Raw genomic sequence first — 26996 nt, forward strand, 5'->3', positions numbered from 1 at the left:
GATTCGGAGAAGTTTCTTCCGAGCGTGTGAATCCGGTGCATGAGGTTGCCCGGAAAAGGGTGGGTCCGGCGGGACCGGGGGTGCGGCCTGCGCCGGTCTGATAGATGTGGTGGCCCCCATATTCACCCGCGAGCAGATACGGGACGACGGACATGAGCGCCCCATCCCCGGCCCCCGGCGACGACAGGCCCCGCGAAGGGTACTACCCGGACCCGTCCATTCCTGGATATGTCCGGTACTGGAACGGTGCCGCCTGGGTACCGGGCACCAGCCGTCCGGCGCCGTCGGACGGCGAGTCGCTCGATCCGCCGCCCGGATCGGACCCGGCCCCCGCGCAGGCCCAGGCCCCCCCGGTCCCCTTGGTGGAGGAGACCGGCCCGCACTTCTTCGACGAGGATCCCGAGCCGGCGCAGACGGCCCCCGTGGAGCCCCCGCAGGGCGGTGGTCCGGAGCCGGCGTCCGCCTGGGGCGCCGACCGCTCCCGGCAGTCCGGCTTCGGCGGCGATCAGGACCGCCGCGTCTCCTGGGGTGCCGACCCCCGTGTCGCCTCCGACGGCCCTGACCGGACGACCAGCACGGACGGCTCCGCGACGATCCCGCCCGCCCGGACGGACGCCGCCGAGGGCGACTCCGGCGGCACGTTCGTCTTCCGCAGGGTGACGGCGGACTCCGGCCCCCGGGGCGGCGCCGGCGGCTCCTCCGGCGCGCCCGGCATCCCCGGCCCCGGTGGCCCCGCCGCCGACGAGGGCACCATGACCTTCCGGGCCGTGTCCCAGCGCACGGGGCAGCAGGGCGGGGCGCAGGGCGGCGGCACGGGGGCGCCCGCGGGCGCCGGGGGAGGAGCACGGCCGGCTCCGGTGGCCGGTGCGTCCGGTGGGCCGGGCGGGTCCGGTTCCGGCGCCCAACCGCCGTCGCCCGGGGCCGCCGGTGCCTCCGGCGGCCCGGCGTTCGGGCCGCAGGCCTCCGCCGCCGCGCCCGATGCCCCCGGCTTCGGTGCCGGCATGGCCGCCGCCGAGCGCGCGGCACAGGCGCAGGCCGCCGGTGCCCAGGGCGCCGCCCCGGCCGCGCTCTCCCAGCAGCCCTCCGTCTCGGTGCCGCCGCAGCCCGGCGACCCCCAGCCCGCCGCCACCCCGATGGCCGCCGGGCCCGGCGGCGGCCAGGCCTCCTGGGCCCAGCAGGTGCACCGGCTCGCGGGGGCCGAGGAGGAGCAGCGCGTCGCGCCCTGGAAGCCCCCGGTGGCGGACATCTTCCAGCAGGCCGCCATGAACGCGGCCGCCGCCCGCCCGGCGGGCCTGGGCAAGCGGTTCGCCGCCCGGCTGCTGGACACGGTCGTCGTCGCGGGGCTCACCGCCGTGGCCGCCGTTCCGCTCGGCACCAAGGCGGTCGACCACATCAACGGCAAGATCGACGAGGCGAAACTCAGCGGACGGACCGTCACCGTCTGGCTGCTGGACGGCACGACCTCGGTCTACTTCGGCATCATCCTGGCCGTCCTGCTCGTCGTCGGCGTCCTCTACGAGGCGCTGCCCACCGCCAAGTGGGGCCGCACGCTCGGCAAGAAGCTGCTCGGCCTGGAGGTGCGGGACATCGAGGCGCACCAGCCGCCGTCCTTCGGCGGGGCCCTGCGCCGCTGGCTCGTCTACTGCGTGTCCGGGCTGCTCGGCATCGGCGTCGTCGGTGTGGCGTGGTGCCTGTTCGACCGGCCGTGGCGCCAGTGCTGGCACGACAAGGCGGCGCGTACGTTCGTCGCGGGCTGAGCGGGTCGGCCGTACGGCGTACACGAATCGGTACTCCGGACGGCCGTCCGCCGGATGCGGAGCCGGGGGGTTCGCGGTCCACTCGGGCCATGACGACCGAACCGCCCGGCTCGGGACAGCAGCCGCCGGAAGACGACCCGTTCAGGAAACAGCCTCCGCCCGGCCAGCAACCGCCCCAAGGCGGTCAGCAGCAGCCGTACGGCGGTCAACAACCGCCCTATGGCGATCAGCAGCCGCCCTACGGTCAGCAGCCGCCGCCCTACGGTGGTGACCCCCATGGCGGCGGCCCCCACCCCGGCGATCCGCTCGCCGGGATGCCGCCGCTCGCCGACAGCGGCCGGCGCACGCTGGCCCGGATCATCGACCTGATCCTCGTCGGCATCGTCGTCTGGCTGGTCACCTGGCCGATCGGCGTGCACGAGTACACCGTGAACGGCAACAACGTGGCGGTCGGCAAGTCCTTCGCGCAGTCCCTCGTCGCCGCCGTGCTCTACATCGCCTACGACACCTTCATGATCAGCAACTCCGGGCAGACGCTCGGCAAGAAGTGGCTGAAGATGCGGGTGGCGAACCTCGACAACGGCTCCACGCCCTCGGTGCAGACCTCGCTGGCGCGGGCGGCGGTCCTGTGGATCCCGTTCGCGTTCTGCTGCGCCTGCATCTGGACCGCGATCTCGGGCGGCTGGAGCTACTTCGACCGGCCCTACAAGCAGGGCCTGCACGACAAGGCGGCGAAGACGGTGGTGGTCAGCACCGACTGACCGGCACCGGCCGCCCCCGGCTCAGGCGGCCTTCGACGAGCCCGAGGCCACGGCCGCCACGGGCTCCTCGGCCTGCGCCACCGCGGGCCGGGACACCGCGACGACCTTCGTCCTCGGCAGCGGCACCGTCATGGCGACGAGGAGGCCGAGAGCGAGCGCGGAGACGGCGATGACCGCGATCCCCAGGCCCGAACTCGTCTGGGACAGCAGCAGCATGGCTAGCGTCGAGAAGATGACGGTGCAGGAGCCGTAGGTCAGCTGTGCGGCAGTCGGACGAGGCATGGCAATCGTGTCCTCGGAAGTGGGGGTCCACGGGGGGCGTCGGCCTGGCTTTCCGCCGGTTTCTGGGCGTGCCGCCATCCGACTCTAATCGCGTGTGTGCCCGAGTGGAACGAACAGTAAGCGTGACCTAACCAACAGTGCCGGTGCACAGGGGGCGCACGGATTCATGGCGTCCATCAAGTGGACGTTCGAACGCGCCGGTCGGGTGTCCGCAAAGCGAACCCGGACTCCGCATAGTGCACTTGTCCTGCTCAAGTCAAGGTCTGTCTTTTCTTACCAACCTCTAGTCAAATTGCGTCACTTGACTTACCACCGTGACCACGAGGAACTCAAGTGACTCTTAAACATTGGACGTTCAGAGCCGGCGCGGTCGGTGTCGCACTCGCGGCGGCGACGGCCACGCTCTCGACGTTCGGCGTGGCGCAGGCCGCCGACAGCGCCAAGTCCGCCACCGTGGACCGCCGTGACCCGGCCGCGGCCCAGAGCACGAAGGAGCACGACCTCGACGGTCCGCTCTCCAAGACCCAGGAGGCCCAGCGCCAGGAGGCCCTGAACCAGGTCATATCCGGCAGGACCTCGGTCAAGGACCGCGACGGTTCGCGCGTCGTCCAGCTCAAGAGCAAGAAGGGCGACGGCAAGTACGTAGAACTGGGCCGTGAGAAGACGGACAAGATCTTCACGATCCTGGTCGAGTTCGGCGACCAGGTCGACAGCCGCTACGGCGGCACCGCGGGCCCGCTGCACAACCGGATAGCCCAGCCGGACCGGGCCAAGGACAACTCCACGGCCTGGCAGGCGGACTACAACCAGCAGCACTTCCAGGACCTGTACTTCGGCACCGGCAAGAACACCGAGTCGCTGAAGAAGTACTACGAGAAGCAGTCCTCGGGCCGCTACTCGGTCGACGGCGAGGTCACCGACTGGGTCAAGGTCCCCTACAACGAGGCCCGTTACGGCAACAACGCCTGCGGCTCGACGACCTGCTCCAGCGTCTGGAACCTGGTGCGCGACGGCCTGACGGCCTGGGTCGCCGACCAGAAGGCGGCCGGCAAGTCGGACGCCGACATCAAGGCGGACCTCGCCCAGTACGACCAGTGGGACCGCTACGACTTCGACGGCGACGGCAACTTCAACGAGCCCGACGGCTACGTCGACCACTTCCAGATCGTGCACGCCGGCGAGGACGAGTCCGCGGGCGGCGGCGCCCAGGGCACCGACGCGATCTGGGCGCACCGCTGGTACGCCTTCGGCTCCGACGCCGGCGCCACCGGCCCCGCGAACAACAGGCTCGGCGGCACCCAGGTCGGCGACACCGGCGTCTGGGTCGGCGACTACACGATGCAGCCGGAGAACGGCGGACTCGGCGTCTACGCCCACGAGTACGGCCACGACCTCGGCCTGCCGGACGAGTACGACACCAACGGCGGCGAGAACTCCACCGGGTTCTGGACCCTGATGTCCTCCGGTTCCTGGCTCGGCACCGGCAAGAACGCCATCGGCGACCTGCCGGGCGACATGAATGCCTGGGACAAGCTCCAGCTGGGCTGGCTCGACTACGGCACGGCGAAGGCCGCGACGAGGTCGAAGCACAAGCTGGGCGTCGCCGAGTACAACACCAAGAACAAGCAGGCCCTCGTGGTCACGCTGCCCGACAAGGCGGTCACCACCGAGGTGGTCACGCCGGCGCAGGGCTCGACCCAGTGGTGGAGCGGCAGCGGCAACGACCTGAAGAACACGCTGACCCGGTCGGTGGACCTCACCGGCAAGTCCGCGGCGACGCTGACCCTCGACGGCTACTACGACATCGAGGCGAACTACGACTTCCTCTACGCCGAGGTCTCGACCGACGGCGGCGCCAACTGGACCGCCCTGGACGGCACGGTGGACGGCCAGGCCATCCCGCGCGACGGCAGCGACAAGCCGGCGCTGACGGGCACGGTCGACGGCTACAAGAAGCTGTCGTACTCGCTCGACGCCTACGCGGGCAAGAAGTTCGACCTGCGCTTCCGCTACCAGACGGACGGCGGTGTGGCGCTCAAGGGCTTCGCGGCCGACGAGATCACCGTGACCGCCGACGGTGCCGCGGTCTTCTCCGACAACGCCGAGTCCGCGGACACCGGTTGGACCGCGAGCGGCTTCTCCCGCATCGGCGCGTCCTTCACCAAGGACTACAAGCAGTACTACATCGCCGAGAACCGCCAGTACGTGTCGTACGACAAGACCCTGAAGGTCGGCCCGTACAACTTCGGCTTCTCGACGACCCGTCCGGACTGGGTGGAGCACTACCCGTACCAGAACGGCCTGTTGATCTGGAAGTGGGACACCTCCCAGCCGGACAACAACACCGGTGACCACCCGGGCACGGGTCTGATCCTGCCGATCGACTCCCACCCGGTGCCGCTGAAGTGGTCCGACGGCACGCTGATGCGGGGCCGCATCCAGGCCTACGACTCGCCGTTCAGCCTGTACCCGACGGACGGCATCACGCTGCACAAGGCGGACGTCGCGACCAAGATCAAGTGGTCGTGGGGGGTGCCGGTCTTCAACGACCACGCGAGCACCTACTACGACACCTCGAACCCGGCCGCGGGTGTCAAGGTCACTGACACCAACACCAAGATCAAGATCGTCCGGGAGGCCCTGGACGGGTCGACGATCTCCCTCGAGGTGGGACCCGTGCTGAAGTAGTTTGAGTTTTCGCAGGTCAGAGACGTATCGGCGGTGACCCCTTGGCGGGTCGCCGCCGATCGTGTTTAGGTGCGTGCTGTGCCGTTCTTATTGACAGTCCCTTCGACACCGACTCGCACGGGGGTGTGACCTGCATGGCCGCAGGAGGTTTCTGCAAGCTGCCGAGCGGCAGCGTGGTGGTGGCGCTGAACCTGCCCAGCCCCACCGCCGACGGCACGGACTGCGTCCGTGTCCTCGTCCACGCCCGCAACCGGGCGCGCGCCCTGACCAGGCTGCGCAACCTGGGCATGCGTGCGGTCTACCTGCGGGGCAACGCGGCCCCGCCGACCCCGGACGAGATCACGGCCGTCCTGCACCACCCCGACGGCCTGATATGGCGCACGGCCCTTGACAACGGTGTCCTGGCCGCCCCGGACCTGGTCCAGGAGCTGTGGCACCCGATCAAGGCCCTACTCCGCCGACCGGCGACACCGGCATAACAGCCCGGCGCGGCGACTACCGCCCACGCCGGTGCACAACGCTCCGCCGCGCCGCCGACCAGCCACGACGTCACTGTCCGGCGGTGCCGTCCCGGGCGGTCCGGCCGCGCCGCTTGCGCGGGGGAGAGCGGGGCGACGGCGTCAGTCCGGTGCCCTCCGGCCGCCCCGGTGCACATCTGCCCGCCGCGACGGGGGTCAGCCACGACGTCGCTGTCCGGCGGGGTCGTCCCGGGTCGTCCGTGTCGGTGTGGCTGCCGTCCGGGCGCGGAGACGGCCTGCCGGCCGCGTGCGTCCGGTCCCGTCCGCCCGCACCGGCGCACACCTCACCGCCGCCTCGGGCGGCGGTGCCGGGCCGGGCCGGGCTAGGCGACCACCGGCTTGCCGGTCAGGTCGACGCCCGCCTCGCGCATCTCCTCGATCGCGCGGTCGGTGGTCTCCTGGGCGACGCCGGCGGTCAGGTCCAGCAGCACCTGGGTGCGGAAGCCCTCGCGCGCCGCGTCCAGCGCGGTGGCCCGCACGCAGTGGTCCGTGGCTATGCCGACCACGTCGACCTCGACGACGTCCCGGGCGCGCAGCCAGTCGGCGAGCGGCACGCCGTTCTCGTCGGCGCCCTCGAAGCCGCTGTAGGCCGCCGCGTACGCCCCCTTGTCGAAGACGGCGTCGATGGCGCCGGAGGCGACGGCGGGGGCGAAGTTGGGGTGGAAGCCGACGCCCTCGGTGCCGGCGACACAGTGCGCGGGCCAGGAGTGCACGAAGTCGGGGTTGTCGGCGAAGTGGCCGCCGGGCGCGATGTGGTGGTCGCGGGTGGCCACCACGTGCTGGTAGCCGGAGCCGGCCGCCTGCCCGATCAGCTCGGTGACGGCGGCGGCCACGTCGGCACCCCCGGCCACGGCGAGGCTGCCCCCCTCGCAGAAGTCGTTCTGCACGTCTACGACGATCAAGGCGCGGCGCATGGTCGGTGTCCTTCGACTATGGGGTCGGGGGAGAAGGGGTGCGGGCCCGGCCGGTGAACTTCCGAGCCTATTGAGTTCGGGGGGCGCAGGGGAGGGGGCACGAGAGGGCGTATCCGCGGGCGCGTGCGGTGAGCGCCCGCTTCTAGCTACCCGAGCGGGCCTGTACGTACTCCGTCGGAATGACCGGTTCCCCGCGCGAGAGCTGGGTGGCCGACAGCGGCAGCCCGGCCCGCGCGGCCACGTGCCGGTCGCGTACGACGTCCAGCGGCTCGCGGGCGATCACGTCGCCGCCCTTGATCAGCTGCACCAGCAGCCCGCGGTCGGCGAGCTCGGCCGGGACGGCGCCCGTGCCGACGACCTCGGCCTCCGCGACCCCGTCGGCGTCGAGGCGCCGCGCGGCCCACTTGCGGCCGCCGACGGACGTCTTGCCGCCGCTGGACTTCTTCGCCACCGGCACCAGCGGCGCCTTCGGGTCGTCGGACTCCGCGCGGGCGACCAGCTTGTAGACCATGGAGGCCGTCGGGTGCCCGGACCCGGTCACCAGCTGGGTGCCGACGCCGTACGCGTCCACGGGCGCCGCCGCCAGCGAGGCGATGGCGTACTCGTCCAGGTCCGAGGTCACGATGATCTTCGTGCCGGTCGCGCCCAGCTCGTCCAGTTGCTGGCGCACCCGGTGCGCGACCAGCAGCAGGTCGCCGGAGTCGATGCGCACGGCGCCCAGCTCGGTCCCGGCGACCTCGACGGCCATCCGGACGGCCTCGGCGACGTCGTAGGTGTCCACGAGCAGGGTCGTGCCCCGGCCGAGCGAGTCGACCTGGGCGCGGAAGGCGTCCCGCTCGTGGTCGTGGAGCAGGGTGAAGGCGTGGGCCGAGGTGCCGACGGTCGGGATGTTGTAGCGGAAGCCGGCCGCGAGGTCGGAGGTGGAGGAGAAGCCGCCGACGTAGGCGGCGCGGGAGGCGGCGACGGCCGCGAGCTCGTGGGTGCGGCGGGCGCCCATCTCGATCAGCGGGCGCCCGCCGGCGGCCGAGGACATGCGGGAGGCGGCCGCCGCGATGGCGGAGTCGTGGTTGAGGATGGACAGGATCACGGTCTCCAGCAGCACGCACTCGGCGAACGACCCCTCGACCCGCATGATCGGCGAGCCCGGGAAGTACACCTCGCCCTCGGGGTAGCCCCACACGTCCCCGCTGAACCGGTAGCCGGCGAGCCACTCCAGGGTCGGCTCGTCGACGATGCCCTTCTCGCGCAGGAAGCCCAGGACGCCGGCGTCGAAACGGAAGTTCTCCACGGCGTCCAGGACGCGCCCGGTGCCGGCCACGACGCCGTAGCGGCGCCCCTCGGGCAGCCGCCTGGTGAAGACCTCGAAGACCGACCTCCGTTCGGCGGTACCGGCCTTCAGGGCCGCCTGCAGCATCGTGAGCTCGTACTGGTCCGTGAAGAGGGCCGTCGAGGGAACGTCAACCGGCAGCCCAAGGTCCGCTGTGTTCATGGCAGGCATGCTACACCCCCTTCGCGTCAGTGTGACGATTTATCGGGGCCGTGGCAGCATGGGCCATGTGACGTCACCCGCTCCCGTAGAGATCGAACGCACCGAGTCGGCGGAGGAGGTCTTCGCCGTACCCGAGCCGGACGTCCCCTGGGTAACGATCGTCCACAACGACCCGGTCAACCTCATGAGCTACGTGACCTACGTCTTCCAGACGTACTTCGGGTACACGAAGGACAAGGCCACCAAACTCATGCTCGATGTCCACCACAAGGGCCGGGCGGTCGTCTCCAGCGGTACCCGCGAGGAGATGGAACGCGATGTGCAGGCCATGCACGGCTACGGCCTGTGGGCCACCCTCCAGCAGGACCGGAAATGACCCCCTCCCGCGCGCAGGACCGGAAGTAGCGAACCTCCTCCATGCCAGGACACTTCGAACCGCTCCCCGGCGGCGGCGCGGCCGTCGCCCTTGACGACGTCGAGATCTCCATCATCCGGTCGCTCGCCGTCCAGCTGCTGGAACTCATCGGCCCCGGACCCGGCGCGGACGCCTCCGACGACCCGCTCGCGGAGCTCTTCGCCGAAGGCCCGAGCGAGCCGCCCAAGGACCCGGTGCTCAAGCGGCTCTTCCCGGACGCCTACTGCGACCCGGAGGGCACCCCCGGCCCCCAGGAGGCGCAGGAGCGGCAGGCCCACTCCGCCGAGTTCCGCCGCTACACCGAGAACGACCTGCGGGCCGGCAAGCGGGAGAACGCGCTCACGGTCGTCCGCACCCTCGACGCGCTCACCCCGGCCGCCGACGGCGGAGCGGTCCTCGAACTGTCCGCCGAGCAGTCCCGGCAGTGGCTCGGCTCCCTCAACGACCTGCGTCTGGCGATCGGCTCCCGGCTGGAGATCACCGACGAGGACGACACCGACGTCCTCTACCGCCTCCCGGACGACGACCCCCGTAAGCCCATGGTGATGGCCTATCTCTGGCTGGGCGGGCTCCAGGAGACGCTGGTGAACACCCTCCTGCCCTGAAATGCGCAGGTTTCGTGTTCGCTCAGAGGACGCTCAAATCCGGATAACGATCGAGTCACCGGTCCGGCCGGGTGTGTCCGTTTTCTGCGCTGTATGACCCCTTCTCCTTGTGTGATGCGTCACAAGTTCCCCCGGTGATCGGCGTTGCCGCCGTGATAAATCTTCACGACCGCCCGGCGAACACCACCCGAATGTTCGGCCGGGTGCGCCACAGCGCCGACGACCGTCGGCCTGGCACGAGCGGGCTCGCAGCCCGCTCAGCTCCATTTCAATCCGGGGGGATCGAGACCCGATCCGAGGCCGACGAGAGGCCCGGGTCGGCATGGAGAAAGGCGCACCACACACATGACCTCCGCTCAGGTCGACACAGGCTCGGAGCAGACCTCCGAAGAGGGGTACGAGCGCGGACTCGGCAGCCGCCAGGTCCAGATGATCGCGATCGGCGGCGCCATCGGCGTCGGCCTCTTCCTGGGGGCCGGGGCGAACATCGCCAAGGCCGGTCCCAGCCTCATCCTGATGTACGCCCTCGCCGGCGCCATCGTCTTCTTCATCATGCGGGCGCTCGGCGAACTGCTCCTGTACCGCCCGGTCTCGGGCTCCTTCGCGGAGTACTCCCGCGAGTTCCTCGGCCCGTTCTTCGGCTACTTCACCGGCTGGACGTACTGGCTGATGTGGGTCGTCACCGGCATGGCCGAGCTCACGGCCGCCGCGATCTACGTCCACTACTGGTTCCCGCACATCCCGCAGTGGGTGACCGCGCTGGTCTTCCTGGTGATCCTCTTCGGGGTCAACCTGATCTCGGTGAAGGTCTTCGGCGAGCTCGAGTTCTGGTTCTCCATGGTCAAGGTCACCGCCCTGATCGGCATGATCGTGATCGGCCTCGGCGTGCTCACCCTCGGCTTCAGCAACGCCGGTGACACCGCCGCGGTCGCCAACCTCTGGCAGTTCGACGGCTTCTTCCCCAAGGGCATCGGCTCGTCCCTGATGACCCTGCAGGGCGTCATGTTCGCCTACCTCGCGGTCGAGCTCGTCGGCGTCACCGCGGGCGAGTCCGAGAACCCCGAGAAGACGCTGCCCAAGGCGATCAACACCCTGCCCTGGCGCATCGCGCTCTTCTACGTCGGCGCCCTCACCGTCATCCTGTGCGTGGTGAAGTGGACCGACTTCGCCGCCGGCGTCAGCCCCTTCGTGAAGGCGTTCACGGTGATCGGCATCCCGGCCGGCGCGGGCATCGTCAACTTCGTCGTCCTGACCGCGGCCCTGTCCTCCTGCAACTCCGGCATGTACTCCACGGGCCGCATGCTGCGCACCCTCGCCGACAACGGCGAGGCCCCGGCGGTCTTCCGGAAGCTGTCCTCGACCAAGACGCCGGCCTTCGGCATCACCGTCTCCGTCCTCTTCATGGGCATCGGCGTCGTGCTGAACTACGTCGTCCCGGAGAAGGCCTTCGGCTACGTCACCTCGGTGGCCACCGCGGCCGGCATCTGGACCTGGCTGATGATCCTCGTCAGCCACGTCCTCTACCGCCGTGCCGTCGTCGCCGGCCGGCTGCCCGCCTCCGCCTTCCCGGCGCCGGGCGGCGCGGTGTGCAGCTGGATCGCCATCGTCTTCCTGCTCTTCGTCACCGGCCTCATCGCCTACGACGCCGACTCGCGGATCTGCCTCTACGTGATGGCGGGCTGGGCCGCCGCGCTGGGCGTCGGCTGGGCCGTGCTGAAGGCCCGCAACCCGCAGATCGCGGAGCGGCGCGAGCCGGAGCTCGAGAAGGTCGGCTGACCTCCCGGTTCAGCATGTGGGCCGCCCCGTACCACCCTTCGGTACGGGGCGGCCCCTCTGCTTATCCTGGCCAGCATGCTGACCATCACCCAGGCCCTCGTCGACCAGATCGTCGCCCACGCGCGCAAGGACCACCCCGACGAGGCGTGCGGCGTCATCGCCGGGCCGGCCGGTTCGGACCGCCCCGAGCGCTTCATCCCCATGCTCAACGCGGCCATGTCGCCCACCTTCTACGAGTTCGACTCCGGCGACCTGCTCAAGCTCTACCGCGAGATGGACGACCGCGACGAGGAGCCGGTGGTCATCTACCACTCCCACACGGCCACCGAGGCCCGCCCCTCCCGCACCGACATCTCCTACGCCAACGAGCCCGGCGCCCACTACGTCCTGGTCTCCACCGCCGACACCGACGGCCTCGGCGAGTTCCAGTTCCGCTCGTTCCGGATCGTGGACGGCGAGGTGACCGAGGAGGAGGTCGCCGTCGTCGAGGCATACTGAGCCCCGTACGCCCGTCCCGACCGGCGCCCCGGGCGTCCGCCTGAGCTGTGTGGTCTCAGCAGCCGGTCGGAATGCGTCCGTAGTGTGAGATCACACTCCGGGTCGGGGACCGGGAATCGATACGATGACCGCATGGTTTTCAACGACGTGAGCGAAAAGACGCCGGGCACCCTGCTCGTGGCGCGGCTGCACGTCGACCTGTGCAGGCTGAACAGCGCCCTCTGTCCGAGCTGACCCCTGCCGCCGTACGGCCGTGAGCCGCGGCCTCACGCACCACCCCCGCAGTACTGCGCTGCCGCGCGCGCACCGACCAGCCGAAAACTTCCGACAGGAGCCCTGAGTCATGGCCATCGAGGTCCGCATCCCCACCATCCTCCGCACCTACACCGACGGTCAGAAGGCGGTGGAGGGCACCGGGGACACCCTCGCCGAGCTCTTCACCGACCTCGAGACCCGGCATGCGGGCATCCAGGCCCGCATCGTGGACGGCGGCGAGCTGCGCCGGTTCGTGAACGTCTACCTGAACGACGAGGACGTCCGCTTCCTCGAGGGCATCAACACCAAGCTCGCCGACGGCGACAACGTCACGATCCTGCCGGCCGTGGCCGGCGGTATGGCCTGATCCCCATGCGCTACGACTCCCCGATCGCCGCGGTGGGCAACACCCCCCTGGTGTGCCTGCCGCGGCTGTCGCCGTCCCAGGACGTCCGCATCTGGGCCAAGCTCGAGGACCGCAACCCCACCGGCTCGATCAAGGACCGCCCCGCCCTGCACATGATCGAGCAGGCGGAGAAGGAGGGCCGGCTGACTCCGGGCTGCACGATCCTGGAGCCGACCTCCGGCAACACCGGCATCTCCCTCGCCATGGCCGCCAAGCTCAAGGGCTACCGCATCGTGTGCGTGATGCCCGAGAACACCTCGCAGGAGCGCCGGGACCTGCTCGGCATGTGGGGCGCCGAGATCATCTCCTCCCCGGCCGCGGGCGGCTCCAACACCGCCGTACGGGTCGCCAAGGAGCTCTCCGCCGAGCACCCCGACTGGGTGATGCTCTACCAGTACGGCAACCCCGACAACGCCGGCGCGCACTACGCCACGACCGGCCCGGAGATCCTCGCCGACCTGCCCTCCATCACCCACTTCGTCGCCGGCCTCGGCACGACGGGCACCCTGATGGGCGTCGGCCGCTACCTCCGCGAGAACAAGCCGGACGTCAAGGTCGTCGCCGCCGAACCGCGCTACGACGACCTGGTGTACGGCCTGCGCAACCTCGACGAGGGCTTCGTGCCGGAGCTGTACGACGCCTCCGTCCTCACCACCCGCTTCTCGGTCGGCTCCGCGGACGCCGTCACCCGCACCCGTGAACTCCTCCAGCAGGAGGGCATCTTCGCGGGCGTCTCCACGGGCGCGGCCCTGCACGCGGCCATCGGCGTCGGCAACAAGGCGCTGAAGGCGGGGGAGTCCGCCGACATCGTGTTCATCGTGGCCGACGGCGGCTGGAAGTACCTGTCGACAGGCGTCTACACGGCGGCCACGACGGAGGAAGCGATCGAGACCTTGCAGGGACAGCTCTGGGCGTAGGCGCGCCTCACGTCGCGAGGTGACGGACCTGGTCCCACAGGACCGGGTCCACCACACCGGCGCGCCGCCGGAAGTGCCACACCGGCACCTCGCGCAACTCGTCCGTCTCCAGGAAGCTCGCCCGGCCCTGGCGGTCGCCCACCGCTCCCGGAGGCAGCGCGATCACCCCGGGCCGCTCGTCGTGGTACTTGCTGGTGATCTTCGCGACCGTCGCCCGCTCCCCGTGCACCACCAGCACCAGGCAGGGCCGGTCCTTCCCGCCGGGCCCGTCCTCGAAGGGGACGTTGGCCCACCAGATCTCGGCGGGCCTGGGCCGCTGCCGTCCCCGCTCGCCCGGCCGTCCCGGCGGCCGCGTGCGCCGCCCCCCGGGCCGTCTGCCGCGCCCCCACCCGTCGACGAGTGTGGCGACCAGCGCCAGCAATACGACCGCAGCGAGCGCCAGCCACCAGGACGTGTCCATGGGGAGGACGTTACCGGGGCGCACCCTTCGGCGCGCGCCCTCTCTCAAGCCTCACGCGCCCCACTTCCAGCCGAACCGGTGACACCACAGGTGAGTTCGCCCACAACAGCCCTTGGCGGAGGAGCGACGAGGGGTTTTGCGCCTTACGCTCGACGGACCGCACGACCCCCGACGCCCCATCCCCGATCTTCTGGATTCTCTGGATTTCCAGCCAGCGGAGGTTTCTGTTTCATGAAGCTCACCGTCGTCGGCTGCTCGGGGTCGTTCCCGTCCGCGGAATCGGCCTGCTCGAGCTACCTCGTCGAGGCCGACGGCTACCGGCTGCTCCTCGACATGGGCAACGGCGCCCTCGGCGAGCTGCAGCGCCACTGCGGTCTCTACGACCTCGACGCGATCTTCCTCAGCCATCTGCACGCCGACCACTGCATCGACATGTGCGCGTACTTCGTCGCGCGCTACTACCGCCACGACGGCGGCCGCTGCGACCCGATCCCCGTCTACGGCCCCGAAGGCACCGAACACCGCCTGACCACCGCCTACGCGGACACCCCCACCGCCTCGTCCATGAGCGAGGTCTTCGACTTCCACACCGTCAAGCCGTCCACCTTCGAGATCGGCCCGTTCACGGTGCACACGGAACGCGTGGCCCATCCGGTGGAGGCGTACGGCATCCGGATCGAGCACGGCGGCAGGTCCCTGACGTACTCCGGCGACACGGGCGCGACCTCCGTACTGGACGAACTCGCCCGCGACACCGACCTGTTCCTGTGCGAGGCGGCCTTCACGCACGGCAAGGAGAACATCCCCGACCTGCACCTCAACGGGCGCGAGGCGGGGGAGTCGGCGGCCCGGGCGGGCGCCCGTCGCCTGGTCCTCACCCACATCCCGCCGTGGACCGACCCGCAGATCAACCTGGCCGACGCGCGTGCCGCGTACGCGGGGCCGGTGGAACTGGCGACGCCGAGGGTGTCGTACGAGATCTGAGCACGACAGCGCGAAGGCCCCCGGAGCCGTGGAGCTCCGGGGGCCTTCGCGTGGTCGTTGGCTCACGCCTTGGTGAGGTCCTCGACCTCCTCCTCGGGCTCGCGGCCCGGGGTGGGGAGGTTGAACTTGGTGATGGCGAAGCGGAAGACGACGTAGTAGATCGCGCCGAACACGAGGCCGATCGGGATGATCAGCCAGGGCTTGGTGGCGAGGTTCCAGTTGAGGCCGTAGTCGATGGCGCCGGCCGAGAAGGTGAAGCCCGCGTGCACGCCCAGCGCCCAGGTGACCGCCATGGACAGGGCGGTGAGCACCGCGTGGATGCCGTAGAGCACCGGGGCGATGAACATGAACGAGAACTCGATCGGCTCGGTCACACCGGTCATGAAGGAGGTCAGCGCGAGCGAGATCATCATGCCCATCACGGCCTTGCGGCGCTCGGGGCGGGCGGAGTGCGCGATGGCGATCGCGGCGGCCGGCAGACCGAACATCATGATCGGGAAGAAGCCGGACATGAACTGACCGGCGGTCGGGTCACCGGCGAAGAAGCGGGTCAGGTCGCCGTGGACGACGGTGCCGGCGGCGTTCTTGAAGTCACCGATCTGGAACCAGGCCACGGAGTTGACGAACTGGTGCATGCCGATCGGGATCAGGCCGCGGTTGATCAGACCGAACAGGCCGGCGCCGAAGGCCCCGAGGCCGGTGATCTGCTCGCCCAGGTGGGAGATGCCCTCACCGATCGGCTTCCAGACCAGGCCGAAGAAGACGCCCATGAGCAGGCCGACGAAGGCCATGATGATCGGCACCAGGCGGCGGCCGTTGAAGAAGCCGAGCCAGTCCACCAGCTTGGTGCGGTGGAAGCGCTGCCAGAGCACCGCGGACAGCAGGCCCATGATGATGCCGCCGAGCACACCGGGGTTGTTGTAGGTCGCGGCTATGTCCGCGCCCTTGAGAACCTTCGCCTCGGTGACCGGGAACGCCTTGAGGACGTTGCTGTAGACCAGGAAGCCGACGAGCGCCGCGAGGGCCGTCGAGCCGTCGGACTTCTTCGCGAAGCCGATCGCCACGCCGATGCAGAACAGCAGCGGCAGGTTGTCGAAGATCGCGCCACCCGCCGTGGCGAAGACCGCCGTGACCTTGTCGGGCAGGTGCAGCTTGTCGTGGATGTCCTGCTGGCCGAAGCGGAGCAGGATGCCCGCCGCCGGAAGTACGGCGATCGGGAGCTGCAGACTGCGACCAATCTTCTGCAGGCCCTGGAACAGGCCTGATCCCCACTTCTTCGCGGGGGCCGCCGTGGGCGCGGTGGCGGTGCTCATAGACTTCCTCCATCGGGTGGTGGTCTACACCACTCAGTGGTGTAGACCTGTTGTAGCACGATGAAGGTGGCATAAGGAACCCGCGATTCCCGTGACTGTGGTACTACGTTCGGCTACGCCCTGGTGACGTCCTCGCGCTCCTCCTCCGGCTCCCTCCCCGGAGTCCTGAGATCGAACTTCGTGATGGCGAAACGGAAGATCGCGTAGTAGACGGCGGCGAAACCGAGCCCGATCGGGACGATCCCCCAAGGCCTCGTCGCCAAGTTCCAGTTGATGATGTAATCGATCAGCCCGGCCGAGAAGCTGAACCCGTCGTGCACCCCGAGCCCCCACGTCACCGCCATCGACACACCCGTCAACAGCGCGTGGATCGCGTACAGCACGGGCGCGATGAACAGGAACGAGTACTCGATCGGCTCGGTGATCCCCGTGACGAACGACGTCAGGGCGACCGACAGCATCAGGCCGCCGACCTCCTTGCGGCGCTCCGGACGGGCACAGTGCGTGATCGCCAGCGCCGCGGCCGGCAGCGCGAACATCATGATCGGGAAGAACCCGGACGTGAACTGGCCCGCGTGCGGGTCGCCCGCCAGGAACATGTTGATGTCCCCGTGCACCACCGTGCCGTCCGGCTTGGTGTAACTGCCGAACTGGAACCAGATGGGCACATTCAGGAACTGATGCAGTCCCACCACCAGCAGCGCCCGGTTGGCGACACCGAACACGCCCGCACCCCAGGAACCCAGGTCCTTCAGCCAGTTGGAGAAACTCTCCAGACCGTCGCCGATCGGCGGCCACCCCCACAGGCACAGCGCCGCGATCGCGATCGCCACGAACGCCATGATGATCGGCACCAGCCGGCGGCCGTTGAAGAAGCCGAGCCAGTCCACCAGCTTCGTGCGGTGGTAGCGCTGCCAGAAGAACGCCGTCAGCAGACCCATCACGATCCCGCCGAAGACGCCGGGGTTCTGGTACGTGAACCCCACCACGGACTGGTCGACCGTCGCCTGGCAGCCGATACCGGGCAGGGCCTTCGAACCGGGCGGACAGTCCTTCGGGAACTGCAGCAGCACGTTGTGGTAGACGAGGAACCCGGCGACCGCCGCCAGCGCCGTCGAACCGTCCGCCTTCTTCGCCATGCCGATCGCGACACCCACACAGAACAGCAGCGGCAGCCCCAGCGAGCCGTCGAGCAGCGCCCCGCCCGCACCCGCCATCACCTTCGAGACGTTGTCCCACCCCAGCCCGTCGGCCCCGAACACGTCAGGCTGGCCGAGGCGGTTGAGGATACCGGCGGCCGGCAGCACGGCGATCGGAAGCTGCAGACTGCGACCCATCTTCTGCAGCCCCTGAAACGCCCTGTTCCAGCGTGCACGGCCCGGGCTCACCTCGGCTTCCGTGGTCATCGGTTGGCGACCGCCTGTCGTGTGGTGTAGACCAGTCGTGGACGAGTGGGTTGCTGTGACGTCATCCTTCGGTACACACGGCACAATCGCTCGCGAAGTTGGGCCAACTGTGCGTGAGGAGACCGAAATGGCCAGCAAGGCAGAGAAGATCGTCGCCGGGCTCGGCGGCATCGACAACATCGAAGAGGTCGAGGGCTGCATCACCCGCCTGCGCACCGAGGTCGTCGACGCGGCCAAGGTCGACGAGGCCGCCCTCAAGGCCGCCGGCGCGCACGGAGTGGTCAAGATGGGCACCGCCATCCAGGTCGTCATCGGCACCGACGCCGACCCGATCGCCGCGGAGATCGAAGACATGATGTGAACCGCCGGCCGGTTCACCCCGAGGGCCCCCGTCCTGACCGGCGGGGGCCTTCGCCGTACCGAGGACCCTTCTTTCTCCGGGCGGGCCCCTTCTCTCTTCGGGCAGGCCCTCCTCCGTACGGGAGGCCCCCTTTCCGCTTCCGCTCCTGCGGCTAGGCTCAGCGGCATGTCACGAATCGACGGCCGCACCCCCGAACAGCTCCGCCCCATCACCATCGAACGCGGCTGGAGCAAGCACGCCGAGGGCTCCGTCCTCGTCTCCTTCGGCGACACCAAGGTCTTCTGCACCGCCTCCGTCACCGAAGGCGTCCCCCGGTGGCGCAAGGGCAGCGGCGAGGGCTGGGTCACCGCGGAGTACGCCATGCTGCCCCGCGCCACCAACACCCGCGGCGACCGCGAGTCCGTCCGCGGCAAGATCGGCGGCCGTACCCACGAGATCTCCCGGCTCATCGGCCGCTCCCTGCGCGCCGTGATCGACTACAAGGCGCTCGGCGAGAACACCATCGTCCTCGACTGCGACGTCCTCCAGGCCGACGGCGGCACCCGCACCGCCGCCATCACCGGCGCCTACGTCGCCCTCGCCGACGCCGTCGCCTGGGCCCAGGGCAAGAAGCTGATCAAGGCCGGCCGCCAGCCGCTGACCGGCACCGTCTCCGCCGTCTCCGTCGGCATCGTCGGCGGCGTCCCCCTGCTCGACCTCCGCTACGAAGAAGACGTACGGGCCGACACCGACATGAACGTCGTCTGCACCGGCGACGGCCGCTTCGTCGAGGTCCAGGGCACCGCCGAGGCCGAGCCCTTCGCCCGCGACGAACTCAACACCCTCCTCGACCTGGCCGTCACCGGCTGCACGGAACTCGCCGTCCTCCAGCGCAAGGCACTCGACACGGTCCTCGAAAGGTAAAGCGAACGCCAAGGCGGGACGGCCGGCGAGGCAACCCCCGGCGCCCGCACCGGCGTCCCTGTGAATGCGGGCGCACGGCACACCGCCGTGCGCCCGACGAGTGCGGGGCCACCGGGGCCCGACGCAGAGGGAGGGACCACAGCCATGGCCGTCAGCCGAGGCCGCCGCAGTCTTCGACATGACCGGGGTGCCCGCAGCCGCGGCATCGCCACCGCCCTCGCGGCCGTGGCGGCCGTCGCCCTCACGGTCGGCCTCACCACCGGCTGCGACGCCGTCGACAAGGCCCTGGACTGCGTCCAGACCGCCGACACCATCGCCGACAGCGTCACCGACCTCCAGCAGGCCGTGGAGAACGCCTCCAACGACCCCACCCAGCTCGACGACTCCCTCGCCTCCATCGACAAGAACCTCGACAAGATCGGCGACAAGACCGACAACGCCGACGTCAACAAGGCCGTCGACGACCTCGGCAAGGCCGTCGACAACGTCCGCACCTCCATCCGGAACGGCGACAACACCCCCGACGTCAGCCCGGTCACCGACGCGGCCGGCGAACTGACCAAGGTCTGCACCTCCTGACCGAGCCCTGCGGGCGGCCCGCGATACTGGTCGCCATGACCCGCCTGATCCTCGCCACCCGCAACGCCGGGAAGATCACCGAACTCCGGGCGATCCTCGCCGACGCCGGACTGCCCCACGACCTCGTCGGCGCGGACGCCTACCCCGACATCCCCGACGTCAAGGAGACCGGCGTCACCTTCGCCGAGAACGCCCTGCTCAAGGCCCACGCCCTCGCCCGGGCCACCGGCCTGCCCGCCGTCGCCGACGACTCGGGCCTGTGCGTGGACGTCCTCGGCGGCGCGCCCGGCATCTTCTCCGCCCGCTGGGCCGGCAAACACGGCGACGACAGGGCCAACCTGGACCTCCTCCTCGCCCAGCTCTCCGACATCGACGAGGCCCACCGGGCCGCCCACTTCGCCTGCGCGGCGGCACTCGCCCTGCCGGACGGCACCGAGCGCGTGGTCGAGGGCCGACTCCCCGGCACCCTCCGCCACGCCCCGACCGGCACCAACGGCTTCGGCTACGACCCCATCCTCCAGCCGGACGGAGAGTCGCGGACCTGCGCGGAACTCACCCCCGACGAGAAGAACGCAATCAGCCACCGCGGCAAGGCGTTCCGTGCGTTGGTACCGGTGGTGCGGGAACTGCTGGGCTGAGAGCGCGTACGACAACGGCCTGCGCATCGTGTCTCGGATGCACAGGCCGTTTCCGGTGCGGCGGAAGGGATTCGAACCCTCAAGCCCGATCAAGGGCCACAGGACCTAAACCTGCTGCGTCAGCCGTTGCGCCACCGCCGCCCAAAATGGGTCATCATGCTCGACCGACCCGCTCAGTGTACGGGTAGACAATCAAGCGGCGAGGGGCACCTTCGCCTTCTGGCGGCACCACGTCTCTGTCAGGGCATGGCAGTTGGGGCAGAGGTACCGGAGGTTCTCGCGCCGGTTGTCGCGCCAGTCCCCGTTGACATGGTCGATCTGCAAGGTGATGGGCCGGCCCAGCCACACGCCGGTGTTGCCGCACGTCTCGCACGCGTACGGCACCCCGATCTCGGTCAGGGCCCGGTGAAGCTGAGATCTGTTGGTGCGTCCCGCATCGGGAGGCGAGACAACCAGTACCCGGCGAAAGACGGCCTCGTGGGCGGGGCGTTCCGGACGTGCCCACGACCGGCGCTTGAAGTGGCTCGTGTCCAGGCCGAGCCGAGTCGCCGCGCGGCGGACGCGTCGATGGTTGGTGTCGGTCACCTCCAGGCCGAGGCCACGCATCACGTCGGCATAGCTCGTGGAGTGGCGTACAAGGTCGCGAAGCTTGGTCTCGGGGATCAATGCGCGCTGGTGGGAGAAATGCCCTGTGTCGATGTGCTGGGTGCGCAGCATGCGGTTCAGAGTTGCCCGTGAGCGGCTGTCGTCCGGTACGCCCAGGGCGCGAGCCAGGCTTCGTACGCTGGTGGACGCGGCAGCGGCTGCCCGGAGTTCTTCAGCGGTGAAGGGCAGGTCCAGGTCGGGCCGGTCGATGCCGGGGAAGTGACTGATGTCGATGCCCGCCGCGTGGATGCGGCGGCGGATGTGCGACAGCGTACCGGTGGCCGGCGTGGCACCCAGCCTCAGTGCTACCTCGCGCAGCGAGGTCGAAGAGGCGGCGGCTTCGGCGATGGAGGAGTCCGGATACTTCTGCCACGGGCTGCGCTTGACGAAGTGGCTCGTGTCGAGTCGGTGCTCGGCTACTTTCCCCTGGAGCACACGCCGCTGCCCTCCACTTGCCTTGAGACCGAGCCGCCGCATCAGGTCGGCCCAGTTGCGAGCCTCGGCAACGATCGGCGCGAGACGTTCCTTGCTGTATGCGTTCTGCATGTCCCCGGCCCCTCCCCTACCCGCCACAGGTTCGTGGCTCGTACGGAGTGACGAACAGCTCATCCGACAGTCACGCACGCAGCGCGAAACGGCTCGCACCGCTCATTCCGGTGCGAGCCGTTCGCTCTGGGGAAAGGAAGGCCCTCAGATACCCAGGTCCTTGATGATCTTGGCTACGTGGCCTGTGGCGCGGACGTTGTAGAGGGCTCGTTCGACCTTGCCCTCCTCGTCCACGACGATCGTGGAGCGGATGACGCCCATGTAGGTCTTGCCGTAGTTCTTCTTCTCGCCGTAGGCGCCGTAGGCCTCGGTGACCGTCTTCTCCGGGTCCGCGAGCAGGGTGACCTTCAGGGACTCCTTCTCGCGGAACTTCGCCAGCTTCTCCGGCTGGTCCGGGGAGATGCCGATGACGTCGTAGCCGGCGCCGGCCAGGAGGTCGAGGTTGTCCGTGAAGTCGCACGCCTGCTTGGTGCAGCCTGGAGTGAGGGCCGCCGGGTAGAAGTAGACGATGACCTTGCGGCCCTTGTGGGACGACAGGGACACGTCCGTGCCGTCGGCGTCGGGGAGGGTGAAGTCGGGGACCACGTCCCCCGGCTGGAGTCGCTCGCTCATCGGACCAGCGTAACCGGGGGTCCTGACAGTGCGGTGGACGGCGGAACTGACAGACTGTCCAGAACAGCAACAGGCATCGGCTGACTTCGGAGGCCCAACCGTGGCGGACACGTCGGACACCAGAACCCCGGCGCAGATCGAGGCGGACATCAAGCGCCGACGCGATGTGCTGGCCGAGACCCTCGACGAGATCGGGGTGCGGGTGCACCCCAAGACGATCGTCGGTGACGCCAAGGCCAAGGTCGTGTCCAATATCGACCACACGCTGGGGCGGGCCTACGTCGGCGTCAACAAGGCCGTCACCGATGTGCGGGCCCGCTTCGTGGACGAGGACGGCGCGCCGCGCCTGGAGCGGATCGTGCCCGTCGCGCTCGTCGCCGTCGGCCTGGTGGGCCTGCTGGCCCTCGGTACCCGGCGACGCAAGGGCTGAGGGAGAGCTGTAGGTTCGGGACGTGAGCGCCAACAGAAACGACCAGAGCACCAGTCACGACAAGCTGCCCATCCGGATGCTGCACGACCGGGTCCTGGTCAAGCAGGAGACCGGTGAGGGCGAGCGTCGTTCCGGTGGGGGCATCCTGATTCCCGCCACCGCGGCGGTCGGGCGTCGGCTGGCGTGGGCCGAGGTCGTCGCCGTCGGCCAGAACGTGCGCACCGTGGAGCCCGGCGACCGGGTTCTGTTCGACCCGGAGGACCGGGCCGAGGTCGAGGTGCGGGGCGTGGCGTACGTTCTGATGCGCGAGCGCGATCTGCACGCCGTGGCCGCCGACCGCTTCGAGGGGTCCGAGGACACGACGGGGCTGTATCTGTAGGCCCCCGTGAAGGCAGGGAAAAGGGCTGGTGACCTCGGTCACCAGCCCTTTCGCGTACTCCTGCCGGGTTACTGTCTGCGGCCGGTGATCTGCGGGCCCGCCGTCGTGCCGGTCGTCCCTCCGGTGTCCGTGCCACCCGTCGTGCCGCCGGTCGTCCCTCCGGTGTCCGTGCCGCCCGTGGTGCCGCCGGTGGTGGTGCCGGTGTCCGTGCCGCCCGTGGTGCCGCCGTTCGTGGTGCCGCCGTTCGTGGTGCCGCCCGTGGTGGTGCCGCCGTTCGTGGTGGTACCGCCGGTGGTGGCGCCCGTCGTGCCGCCGTTCGTGGGCGTGCCGCCGGTGGTCTGGCCCTGGGTCTGGCCCTGGTTGTCCTGGCCGCCGGTGCCCGGGGTGCCGCCGTTGTCCTGGCCGCCGGTGCCGGGCGTCACGATGTCGGTCGGCGGGGCCGGGATCTCGTCGGCGCCCGGCTGCAGCTGGAGGTCGAAGTCGGTGGCCGGCTTCCCCTTCAGGGCGTCCCTGGTGTACTGCGCCCAGATCTCGGTGGGCGGGCCGCCGCCGTTGACGCGCGGCAGGCCGAGGGCGCCGTAGAGGGGTTCGTGTGCCGCCGTCACCGGGTCCTGGCCCATCACCGACACGACCGTGGCGAGGTCGGGGGTGTAGCCGGCGAACCAGGCGGCGGTGTCCTTCTCCGCGGTGCCGGTCTTGCCGGCGGCGGGCCGGCCGGCGGCCTGGGCGGCGGTCGCGGTGCCGTTGTCGACGACGCTCTGCAGCACGGAGGTGGTGGTGTCGGCGGCCTCGCGGTTGACCGCCTGCGTGGTCGGGCCCTTCGGCAGCGTCACGGGCCGGCCGTCCTTGGTCATCGACTCGATCATCGTGTACGTGCCGTGCTCGCCGTGGTTGGCGAGTGTCGCGTAGGCCTCCGCCATGTCGAGGACGCTGGCCCGGGCGACGCCCAGCGCGATGGACGGGTACGCGGACAGCTCCGGGGTGTCGGAGGGGAGGCCGAGGTCGACGGCCGTCTGCTTCACCTTCGTCGGGTCGACGTCCACCGCCATCTGCGCGTACACCGCGTTGACTGACTTGTCGGTGGCGGTGCGCACGGTGATGTCGCCGTAGGAGACGTCGTCCTCGTTGGCGGGGGCGTAGGCGCCGTTCCAGCCCTGGACGGGGCGCTTGTTGGTGCCGTCGTAGTAGGTGTTGGGGGTGATGGTGTCGCCGTCCTGCGTCTGGGAGTGGTTCTGGACGGCGGAGGCGAACACGAAGGGCTTGAAGGTGGAGCCGACCTGGAAGTCCTCGCGGGTCGCGCCGTTGGTGTACTGCTTGACGTAGTCGATGCCGCCGTACATGGCGACGACCTTGCCGGTCTTGGGGTCGACGGAGGCGCCGCCGGCGCGGACGTAGTTGTCGACCTTGCGGCCCTTCTTGTCGAGCTTGGAGATCAGCTTGTCGTTCACCGCCTTGACGAAGGCGTCCTGCTTGTTCTTCTGCAGGGTGGTGGTGATGCGGTAGCCGCCCCGGGCGAGGGTGTCCTCGTCGACGATGTTGTGCTTGTCCAGGTACTCCTTGATGGCGCGGACGATGTACCCGCGCTGCCCGGACAGGCCGGTGGAGGCCGTCTGCTGCTTCGGCGCGGGGAACTTCAGGCCGGCCCGCTGCGACTGCGACAGCCAGCCCTTCTTGACCATGCCGTCCAGGACGTAGTTCCAGCGGGCGACGGCCGCGGCCTTGTTCTCGGGGTGGGCGACGACGTCGTACTCGCTGGGCGCGTTGACCAGGGCGGCGAGGTAGGCGGCGTGGGCCGCGTCGAGGTCGGTGGCGTCCTGGCCGTAGTACGCCTGGGCGGCGGCCTGGATGCCGTAGGCGTTGCGGCCGAAGTAGCTGGTGTTGAGGTAGCCCTCGAGGATCTCGTTCTTGGACTTCTCGCGGTCGAGCTTGATCGCGATGAAGAACTCCTTCACCTTGCGGGTGACGGTCTGCTCCTGCTCCAGGTAGTAGTTCTTCACGTACTGCTGGGTGATGGTGGAGCCGGACTGCCTGCCCTTGCCGGTGGCGGTGTTCCAGGCGGCGCGCAGCATCGCCTTGGGGTCGACGGCGGACTCGGTGTAGAAGTCGCGGTCCTCGGCGGCCAGTACGGCGTGCTGGGCCTCCTTGGAGACCTGGGCGAGGGTGACGTTCTCCCGGTTGACCTCGCCGTCGCGGGCGAGCTGGGTGCCGTCGGCGTACAGGTAGACGTTGGCCTGCTTGGTCGCGAGATCGTTGGCCGTGGGGATCTGCACCATGGAGTAGCCGAGGAAGAACAGGCCGACCAGCAGCAGGACGCCGATGACGAAGCCGCCCAGGACCATGCGCCAGGTCGGCAGCAGCCGGCGCCAGCCGGTCCGCCTGGGCCCCTTGGGCTTCTTGCCCCCGGCGGCCGCCGGTCCGGCGGGGACCCCGGCCGCCGCCTCGGCCGCCTGTGGCTCTCTGGTGGCCTGGCCCTGGGCCGGCTGCTGCGGCTCGTCGCTCATGGTGTGCGGAGACTCCTGTGGTGCGGTACCTCGTACGACCCGAAGGGCTCGTACGTCTCTGGCGCGCTTTGGGCGCCTTCGTGAAAGGAGGCTACTCACGCCTCCTTTGATGAAGACTGTCCCATCCGTCGATCAGTTCCCCGAACCACGGCACGCGTCGCCGTGGCCGAAACGCATCGGGTCGGCGGCACCCGGAAATTCGGTGGCTCGACCCGTCCGCGCGCCGCTAGGCTCCTGCGCTTCGGTGTCGGCGGGCCGAGGAGGGCTGTGGTGTGGGCGCTGGGCGGTTGTACGTCGCCGTCGCGGCGGGGGGATTCAGAAGGTACGCGACGTATCGGGCGGCGACGGTGGCGGGGGTGTTCACCAACACCGCCTTCGGGTTGATCCTCGTCTACACGTACACGGCGTTGTGGGACGAGCGGCCGCATCTCGGGGGTTATGACCTGGCGCAGGCGGTCACCTATGTGTGGATCGGGCAGTCGCTGTTCAAGACGTTGGCCAACGGCGGCGGGGGCGTCGAGACGGAGCTGATGGAGCGCATCCGCACCGGGGACGTCGCCGTCGACCTGTACCGGCCGGCCGATCTGCAGCTGTGGTGGCTGGCCACCGACATGGGGCGGGCCGGGTTCGAGCTGCTGGGGCGGGGGGTGGTGCCGTTCGTGTTCGGCGCGATGTTCTTCGACATGGCGCTGCCCACGGACGTGACCACGTGGCTGGCCTTCCTGGTCTCCGTGGTGCTCGCGATGCTGGTCAGTTTCGCGATCCGCTATCTGGTGGCGCTGACCGCGTTCTGGCTGATGGACGGCACCGGCGTGATCCAGATGGCGTGGCTGGTGGGCTGGTTCTGCTCGGGCATGCTGCTGCCGCTCAACGTCTTCCCCGGCGCGCTGGGCGAGGTCGTACGGGCGCTGCCCTGGTCGTCGCTGCTGCAGGCGCCCGCCGACGTGTTCCTCGGCCGGGCCGACCCGCTGGACACGTACGCCTTCCAGGCGGCGTGGGCGGTGGTCCTGCTGGCGGCCGGGCGCATGGTGCAGTCGGCGGCGACGCGGAGGGTGGTGGTGCAGGGTGGCTGAGAGCTACCGGGTGGAAGCCGGGATCCACTGGGCGGCCGAGGAGGTTCCGGGCGGCCGGGTCCGGGAGGGGGTGCGGGCGTACTTCCTGATCGCGGGCATGTGGATCCGCTCCACGATGGCCTACCGCACGTCCTTCGTCCTCATGACCCTGACGAACTTCGCGACGACCGCGCTGGACTTCGTCGCGATCCTGCTGATGTTCTCCCGCGTCGACGCGCTCGGCGGCTACTCGCTGCAGCAGGTCGCCTTCCTCTACGGGGTCTCCAGCACCACGTTCGGGCTCGCCGACATGGTGATCGGCTCCATGGAGCGGCTGGGGCGGCGGGTGCGCGACGGCACGCTGGACACCCTGCTGGTGCGTCCGGCGCCGGTGCTCGCGCAGATGGCGGCCGACCAGTTCGCGCTGCGGCGGCTGGGCCGCACCAGCCAGGGCGCGCTGGTGCTGGCCTACGCCGTGCTGCATCTGGACATCGACTGGACGCCGCTGAGGGTGCTGCTGATGCCGGTGATGCTGGTGAGCGGCTGCGCGATCTTCTGCGCGGTGTTCATCGCGGGCGCGGCCTTCCAGTTCGTGGCGCAGGACGCCGCCGAGGTGCAGAACGCGTTCACCTACGGCGGTACGACGCTGCTGCAGTACCCGCCGACGGTGTTCGGGACGGAGTTGCTGCGCGGGGTGACCTACGTGCTGCCGCTGGCGTTCGTGAACTGGCTGCCGGCGACCTATGTGCTGGGGCTGCCGTATCCGCTGGGGCTGCCCGAGTGGGCGGCGTTCCTGTCGCCGCTGGTGGCGGCGGGGTGCGTGGGGCTGGCGGGGCTGGCGTGGCGGGCGGGGCTCAGGTCGTACCGGAGCACGGGTAGTTGAGGGCCGGCGAGGAAACGAAGGGG

Annotated in this window: 29 protein-coding genes and 1 tRNA gene; 20 read left to right on the plus strand and 10 right to left on the minus strand. The window is 69.9% G+C overall.

All coding sequences use genetic code 11. The features are described 5' to 3' along the window. Positions 1–152: 152 nt before the first annotated feature. Positions 153–1757, plus strand: coding sequence for an RDD family protein (locus tag ACQF4J_RS27805; RefSeq protein ID WP_351570546.1), 1605 nt, complete (start codon positions 153–155; stop codon positions 1755–1757). Positions 1758–1846: 89 nt separating this feature from the next. Then, positions 1847–2518: an RDD family protein gene (locus ACQF4J_RS27810; protein WP_351570543.1), complete on the plus strand. Its 672-nt coding sequence runs from the start codon at positions 1847–1849 to the stop codon at positions 2516–2518. 21 nt (positions 2519–2539) lie between these two features. On the opposite strand, the gene ACQF4J_RS27815 is transcribed toward ACQF4J_RS27810, so the two are convergent. Further along, the gene (locus ACQF4J_RS27815; RefSeq protein ID WP_351570540.1) at positions 2540–2800 is read right to left on the minus strand and encodes a hypothetical protein; all 261 of its coding nucleotides are present in this window, start codon (positions 2798–2800) and stop codon (positions 2540–2542) included. A 333-nt stretch (positions 2801–3133) separates the two neighbouring features. Between ACQF4J_RS27815 and ACQF4J_RS27820 the strand changes: the two genes are divergently transcribed. Together ACQF4J_RS27820 and ACQF4J_RS27825 are read left to right on the plus strand one after the other, a co-directional pair. After that, entirely contained in the window at positions 3134–5488 is a 2355-nt protein-coding gene (locus tag ACQF4J_RS27820) for an immune inhibitor A domain-containing protein (protein WP_351800177.1), read from the plus strand. Between the two features lie 134 nt (positions 5489–5622). Further along, a complete protein-coding gene (locus ACQF4J_RS27825; protein WP_351800180.1) occupies positions 5623–5967 on the plus strand; it encodes a hypothetical protein in 345 nt (114 codons plus the stop codon). A 362-nt stretch (positions 5968–6329) separates the two neighbouring features. Here ACQF4J_RS27825 and ACQF4J_RS27830 read toward each other — a convergent pair whose 3' ends face one another. Next, a complete protein-coding gene (locus ACQF4J_RS27830; protein ID WP_351800183.1) occupies positions 6330–6920 on the minus strand; it encodes an isochorismatase family protein in 591 nt (196 codons plus the stop codon). Between the two features lie 142 nt (positions 6921–7062). Then, positions 7063–8409: a nicotinate phosphoribosyltransferase gene (locus ACQF4J_RS27835; RefSeq protein WP_351570528.1), complete on the minus strand. Its 1347-nt coding sequence runs from the start codon at positions 8407–8409 to the stop codon at positions 7063–7065. Between the two features lie 58 nt (positions 8410–8467). Between ACQF4J_RS27835 and clpS the strand changes: the two genes are divergently transcribed. The 7 genes from clpS (at position 8468) to ACQF4J_RS27870 (ending at position 13281) form a co-directional block, all read left to right on the plus strand. Next, a complete protein-coding gene (gene clpS, locus ACQF4J_RS27840; protein WP_133046323.1) occupies positions 8468–8785 on the plus strand; it encodes an ATP-dependent Clp protease adapter ClpS in 318 nt (105 codons plus the stop codon). 41 nt (positions 8786–8826) lie between these two features. Beyond that, complete coding sequence (locus ACQF4J_RS27845) at positions 8827–9429, plus strand: DUF2017 domain-containing protein (RefSeq protein WP_427167047.1); 603 nt, start codon at positions 8827–8829, stop codon at positions 9427–9429. Positions 9430–9774: 345 nt separating this feature from the next. After that, complete coding sequence (locus tag ACQF4J_RS27850) at positions 9775–11205, plus strand: amino acid permease (RefSeq protein ID WP_351570522.1); 1431 nt, start codon at positions 9775–9777, stop codon at positions 11203–11205. Between the two features lie 75 nt (positions 11206–11280). Next, positions 11281–11703: a Mov34/MPN/PAD-1 family protein gene (locus ACQF4J_RS27855; RefSeq protein ID WP_142152250.1), complete on the plus strand. Its 423-nt coding sequence runs from the start codon at positions 11281–11283 to the stop codon at positions 11701–11703. Positions 11704–11835: 132 nt separating this feature from the next. Continuing rightward, on the plus strand, positions 11836–11937 hold the full coding sequence (locus ACQF4J_RS27860; RefSeq protein WP_351574676.1) for a putative leader peptide: 102 nt from the start codon (positions 11836–11838) through the stop codon (positions 11935–11937). 109 nt (positions 11938–12046) lie between these two features. Beyond that, on the plus strand, positions 12047–12325 hold the full coding sequence (locus ACQF4J_RS27865) for a MoaD/ThiS family protein (protein ID WP_059192069.1): 279 nt from the start codon (positions 12047–12049) through the stop codon (positions 12323–12325). Between the two features lie 5 nt (positions 12326–12330). Then, positions 12331–13281 (plus strand): PLP-dependent cysteine synthase family protein, encoded by a 951-nt coding sequence (locus ACQF4J_RS27870; protein WP_351574680.1) that lies wholly within the window; start codon positions 12331–12333, stop codon positions 13279–13281. 7 nt (positions 13282–13288) lie between these two features. On the opposite strand, the gene ACQF4J_RS27875 is transcribed toward ACQF4J_RS27870, so the two are convergent. Continuing rightward, the gene (locus ACQF4J_RS27875) at positions 13289–13741 is read right to left on the minus strand and encodes a type II toxin-antitoxin system PemK/MazF family toxin (RefSeq protein ID WP_351574683.1); all 453 of its coding nucleotides are present in this window, start codon (positions 13739–13741) and stop codon (positions 13289–13291) included. 231 nt (positions 13742–13972) lie between these two features. Between ACQF4J_RS27875 and ACQF4J_RS27880 the strand changes: the two genes are divergently transcribed. Beyond that, positions 13973–14725 (plus strand): MBL fold metallo-hydrolase, encoded by a 753-nt coding sequence (locus tag ACQF4J_RS27880; protein WP_351574686.1) that lies wholly within the window; start codon positions 13973–13975, stop codon positions 14723–14725. A gap of 62 nt (positions 14726–14787) precedes the next feature. Here the strand turns inward: ACQF4J_RS27880 and ACQF4J_RS27885 are convergent, their stop codons facing one another. Continuing rightward, complete coding sequence (locus ACQF4J_RS27885) at positions 14788–16038, minus strand: PTS transporter subunit EIIC (protein ID WP_351574689.1); 1251 nt, start codon at positions 16036–16038, stop codon at positions 14788–14790. Positions 16039–16151: 113 nt separating this feature from the next. Next, the gene (locus tag ACQF4J_RS27890) at positions 16152–17444 is read right to left on the minus strand and encodes a PTS transporter subunit EIIC (RefSeq protein ID WP_351574692.1); all 1293 of its coding nucleotides are present in this window, start codon (positions 17442–17444) and stop codon (positions 16152–16154) included. A gap of 127 nt (positions 17445–17571) precedes the next feature. On the opposite strand from ACQF4J_RS27890, the gene ACQF4J_RS27895 reads away from it, so the two are divergent. From ACQF4J_RS27895 to rdgB, 4 genes are all read left to right on the plus strand, one after another. Beyond that, a complete protein-coding gene (locus tag ACQF4J_RS27895; RefSeq protein WP_067026087.1) occupies positions 17572–17805 on the plus strand; it encodes a glucose PTS transporter subunit EIIB in 234 nt (77 codons plus the stop codon). Between the two features lie 165 nt (positions 17806–17970). Further along, positions 17971–18708 carry a ribonuclease PH gene (gene rph / locus ACQF4J_RS27900; protein WP_351574696.1) on the plus strand — a complete coding sequence of 246 codons (738 nt, stop codon included), beginning with the start codon at positions 17971–17973 and terminating at the stop codon, positions 18706–18708. A 144-nt stretch (positions 18709–18852) separates the two neighbouring features. Next, complete coding sequence (locus ACQF4J_RS27905; RefSeq protein ID WP_427167049.1) at positions 18853–19287, plus strand: hypothetical protein; 435 nt, start codon at positions 18853–18855, stop codon at positions 19285–19287. Positions 19288–19322: 35 nt separating this feature from the next. After that, a complete protein-coding gene (gene rdgB / locus ACQF4J_RS27910; RefSeq protein ID WP_351574702.1) occupies positions 19323–19925 on the plus strand; it encodes an RdgB/HAM1 family non-canonical purine NTP pyrophosphatase in 603 nt (200 codons plus the stop codon). A gap of 56 nt (positions 19926–19981) precedes the next feature. Here the strand turns inward: rdgB and ACQF4J_RS27915 are convergent. The 3 genes from ACQF4J_RS27915 to bcp all read right to left on the minus strand — a co-directional run bounded on the left by ACQF4J_RS27915 (position 19982) and on the right by bcp (position 21728). Beyond that, positions 19982–20066: transfer RNA gene (locus tag ACQF4J_RS27915), tRNA-Leu, on the minus strand. 51 nt (positions 20067–20117) lie between these two features. Beyond that, the gene (locus ACQF4J_RS27920; RefSeq protein ID WP_427167051.1) at positions 20118–21116 is read right to left on the minus strand and encodes an HNH endonuclease; all 999 of its coding nucleotides are present in this window, start codon (positions 21114–21116) and stop codon (positions 20118–20120) included. Between the two features lie 144 nt (positions 21117–21260). After that, positions 21261–21728, minus strand: a complete 468-nt coding sequence (gene bcp / locus ACQF4J_RS27925) for a thioredoxin-dependent thiol peroxidase (protein WP_427167053.1) — start codon at positions 21726–21728, stop codon at positions 21261–21263. A 100-nt stretch (positions 21729–21828) separates the two neighbouring features. Between bcp and ACQF4J_RS27930 the strand changes: the two genes are divergently transcribed. Further along, on the plus strand, positions 21829–22158 hold the full coding sequence (locus ACQF4J_RS27930) for a DUF3618 domain-containing protein (protein ID WP_351574711.1): 330 nt from the start codon (positions 21829–21831) through the stop codon (positions 22156–22158). Between the two features lie 76 nt (positions 22159–22234). Beyond that, positions 22235–22537 carry a GroES family chaperonin gene (locus ACQF4J_RS27935; protein WP_234490819.1) on the plus strand — a complete coding sequence of 101 codons (303 nt, stop codon included), beginning with the start codon at positions 22235–22237 and terminating at the stop codon, positions 22535–22537. Positions 22538–22605: 68 nt separating this feature from the next. Here the strand turns inward: ACQF4J_RS27935 and ACQF4J_RS27940 are convergent, their stop codons facing one another. Next, entirely contained in the window at positions 22606–25038 is a 2433-nt protein-coding gene (locus ACQF4J_RS27940; protein WP_351800195.1) for a transglycosylase domain-containing protein, read from the minus strand. Positions 25039–25310: 272 nt separating this feature from the next. On the opposite strand from ACQF4J_RS27940, the gene ACQF4J_RS27945 reads away from it, so the two are divergent. Both ACQF4J_RS27945 and ACQF4J_RS27950 read left to right on the plus strand, forming a co-directional pair. Next, positions 25311–26111, plus strand: coding sequence for an ABC transporter permease (locus ACQF4J_RS27945; RefSeq protein ID WP_351574717.1), 801 nt, complete (start codon positions 25311–25313; stop codon positions 26109–26111). Beyond that, complete coding sequence (locus ACQF4J_RS27950) at positions 26104–26973, plus strand: ABC transporter permease (RefSeq protein ID WP_427167056.1); 870 nt, start codon at positions 26104–26106, stop codon at positions 26971–26973. Before ACQF4J_RS27945 ends, ACQF4J_RS27950 begins: the two co-directional genes overlap by 8 nt. The last annotated feature ends 23 nt before the right edge of the window (positions 26974–26996 follow it).

The organism is Streptomyces sp. C1-1 (genome assembly GCF_050214755.1).
GTDB lineage: Bacteria > Actinomycetota > Actinomycetes > Streptomycetales > Streptomycetaceae > Streptomyces.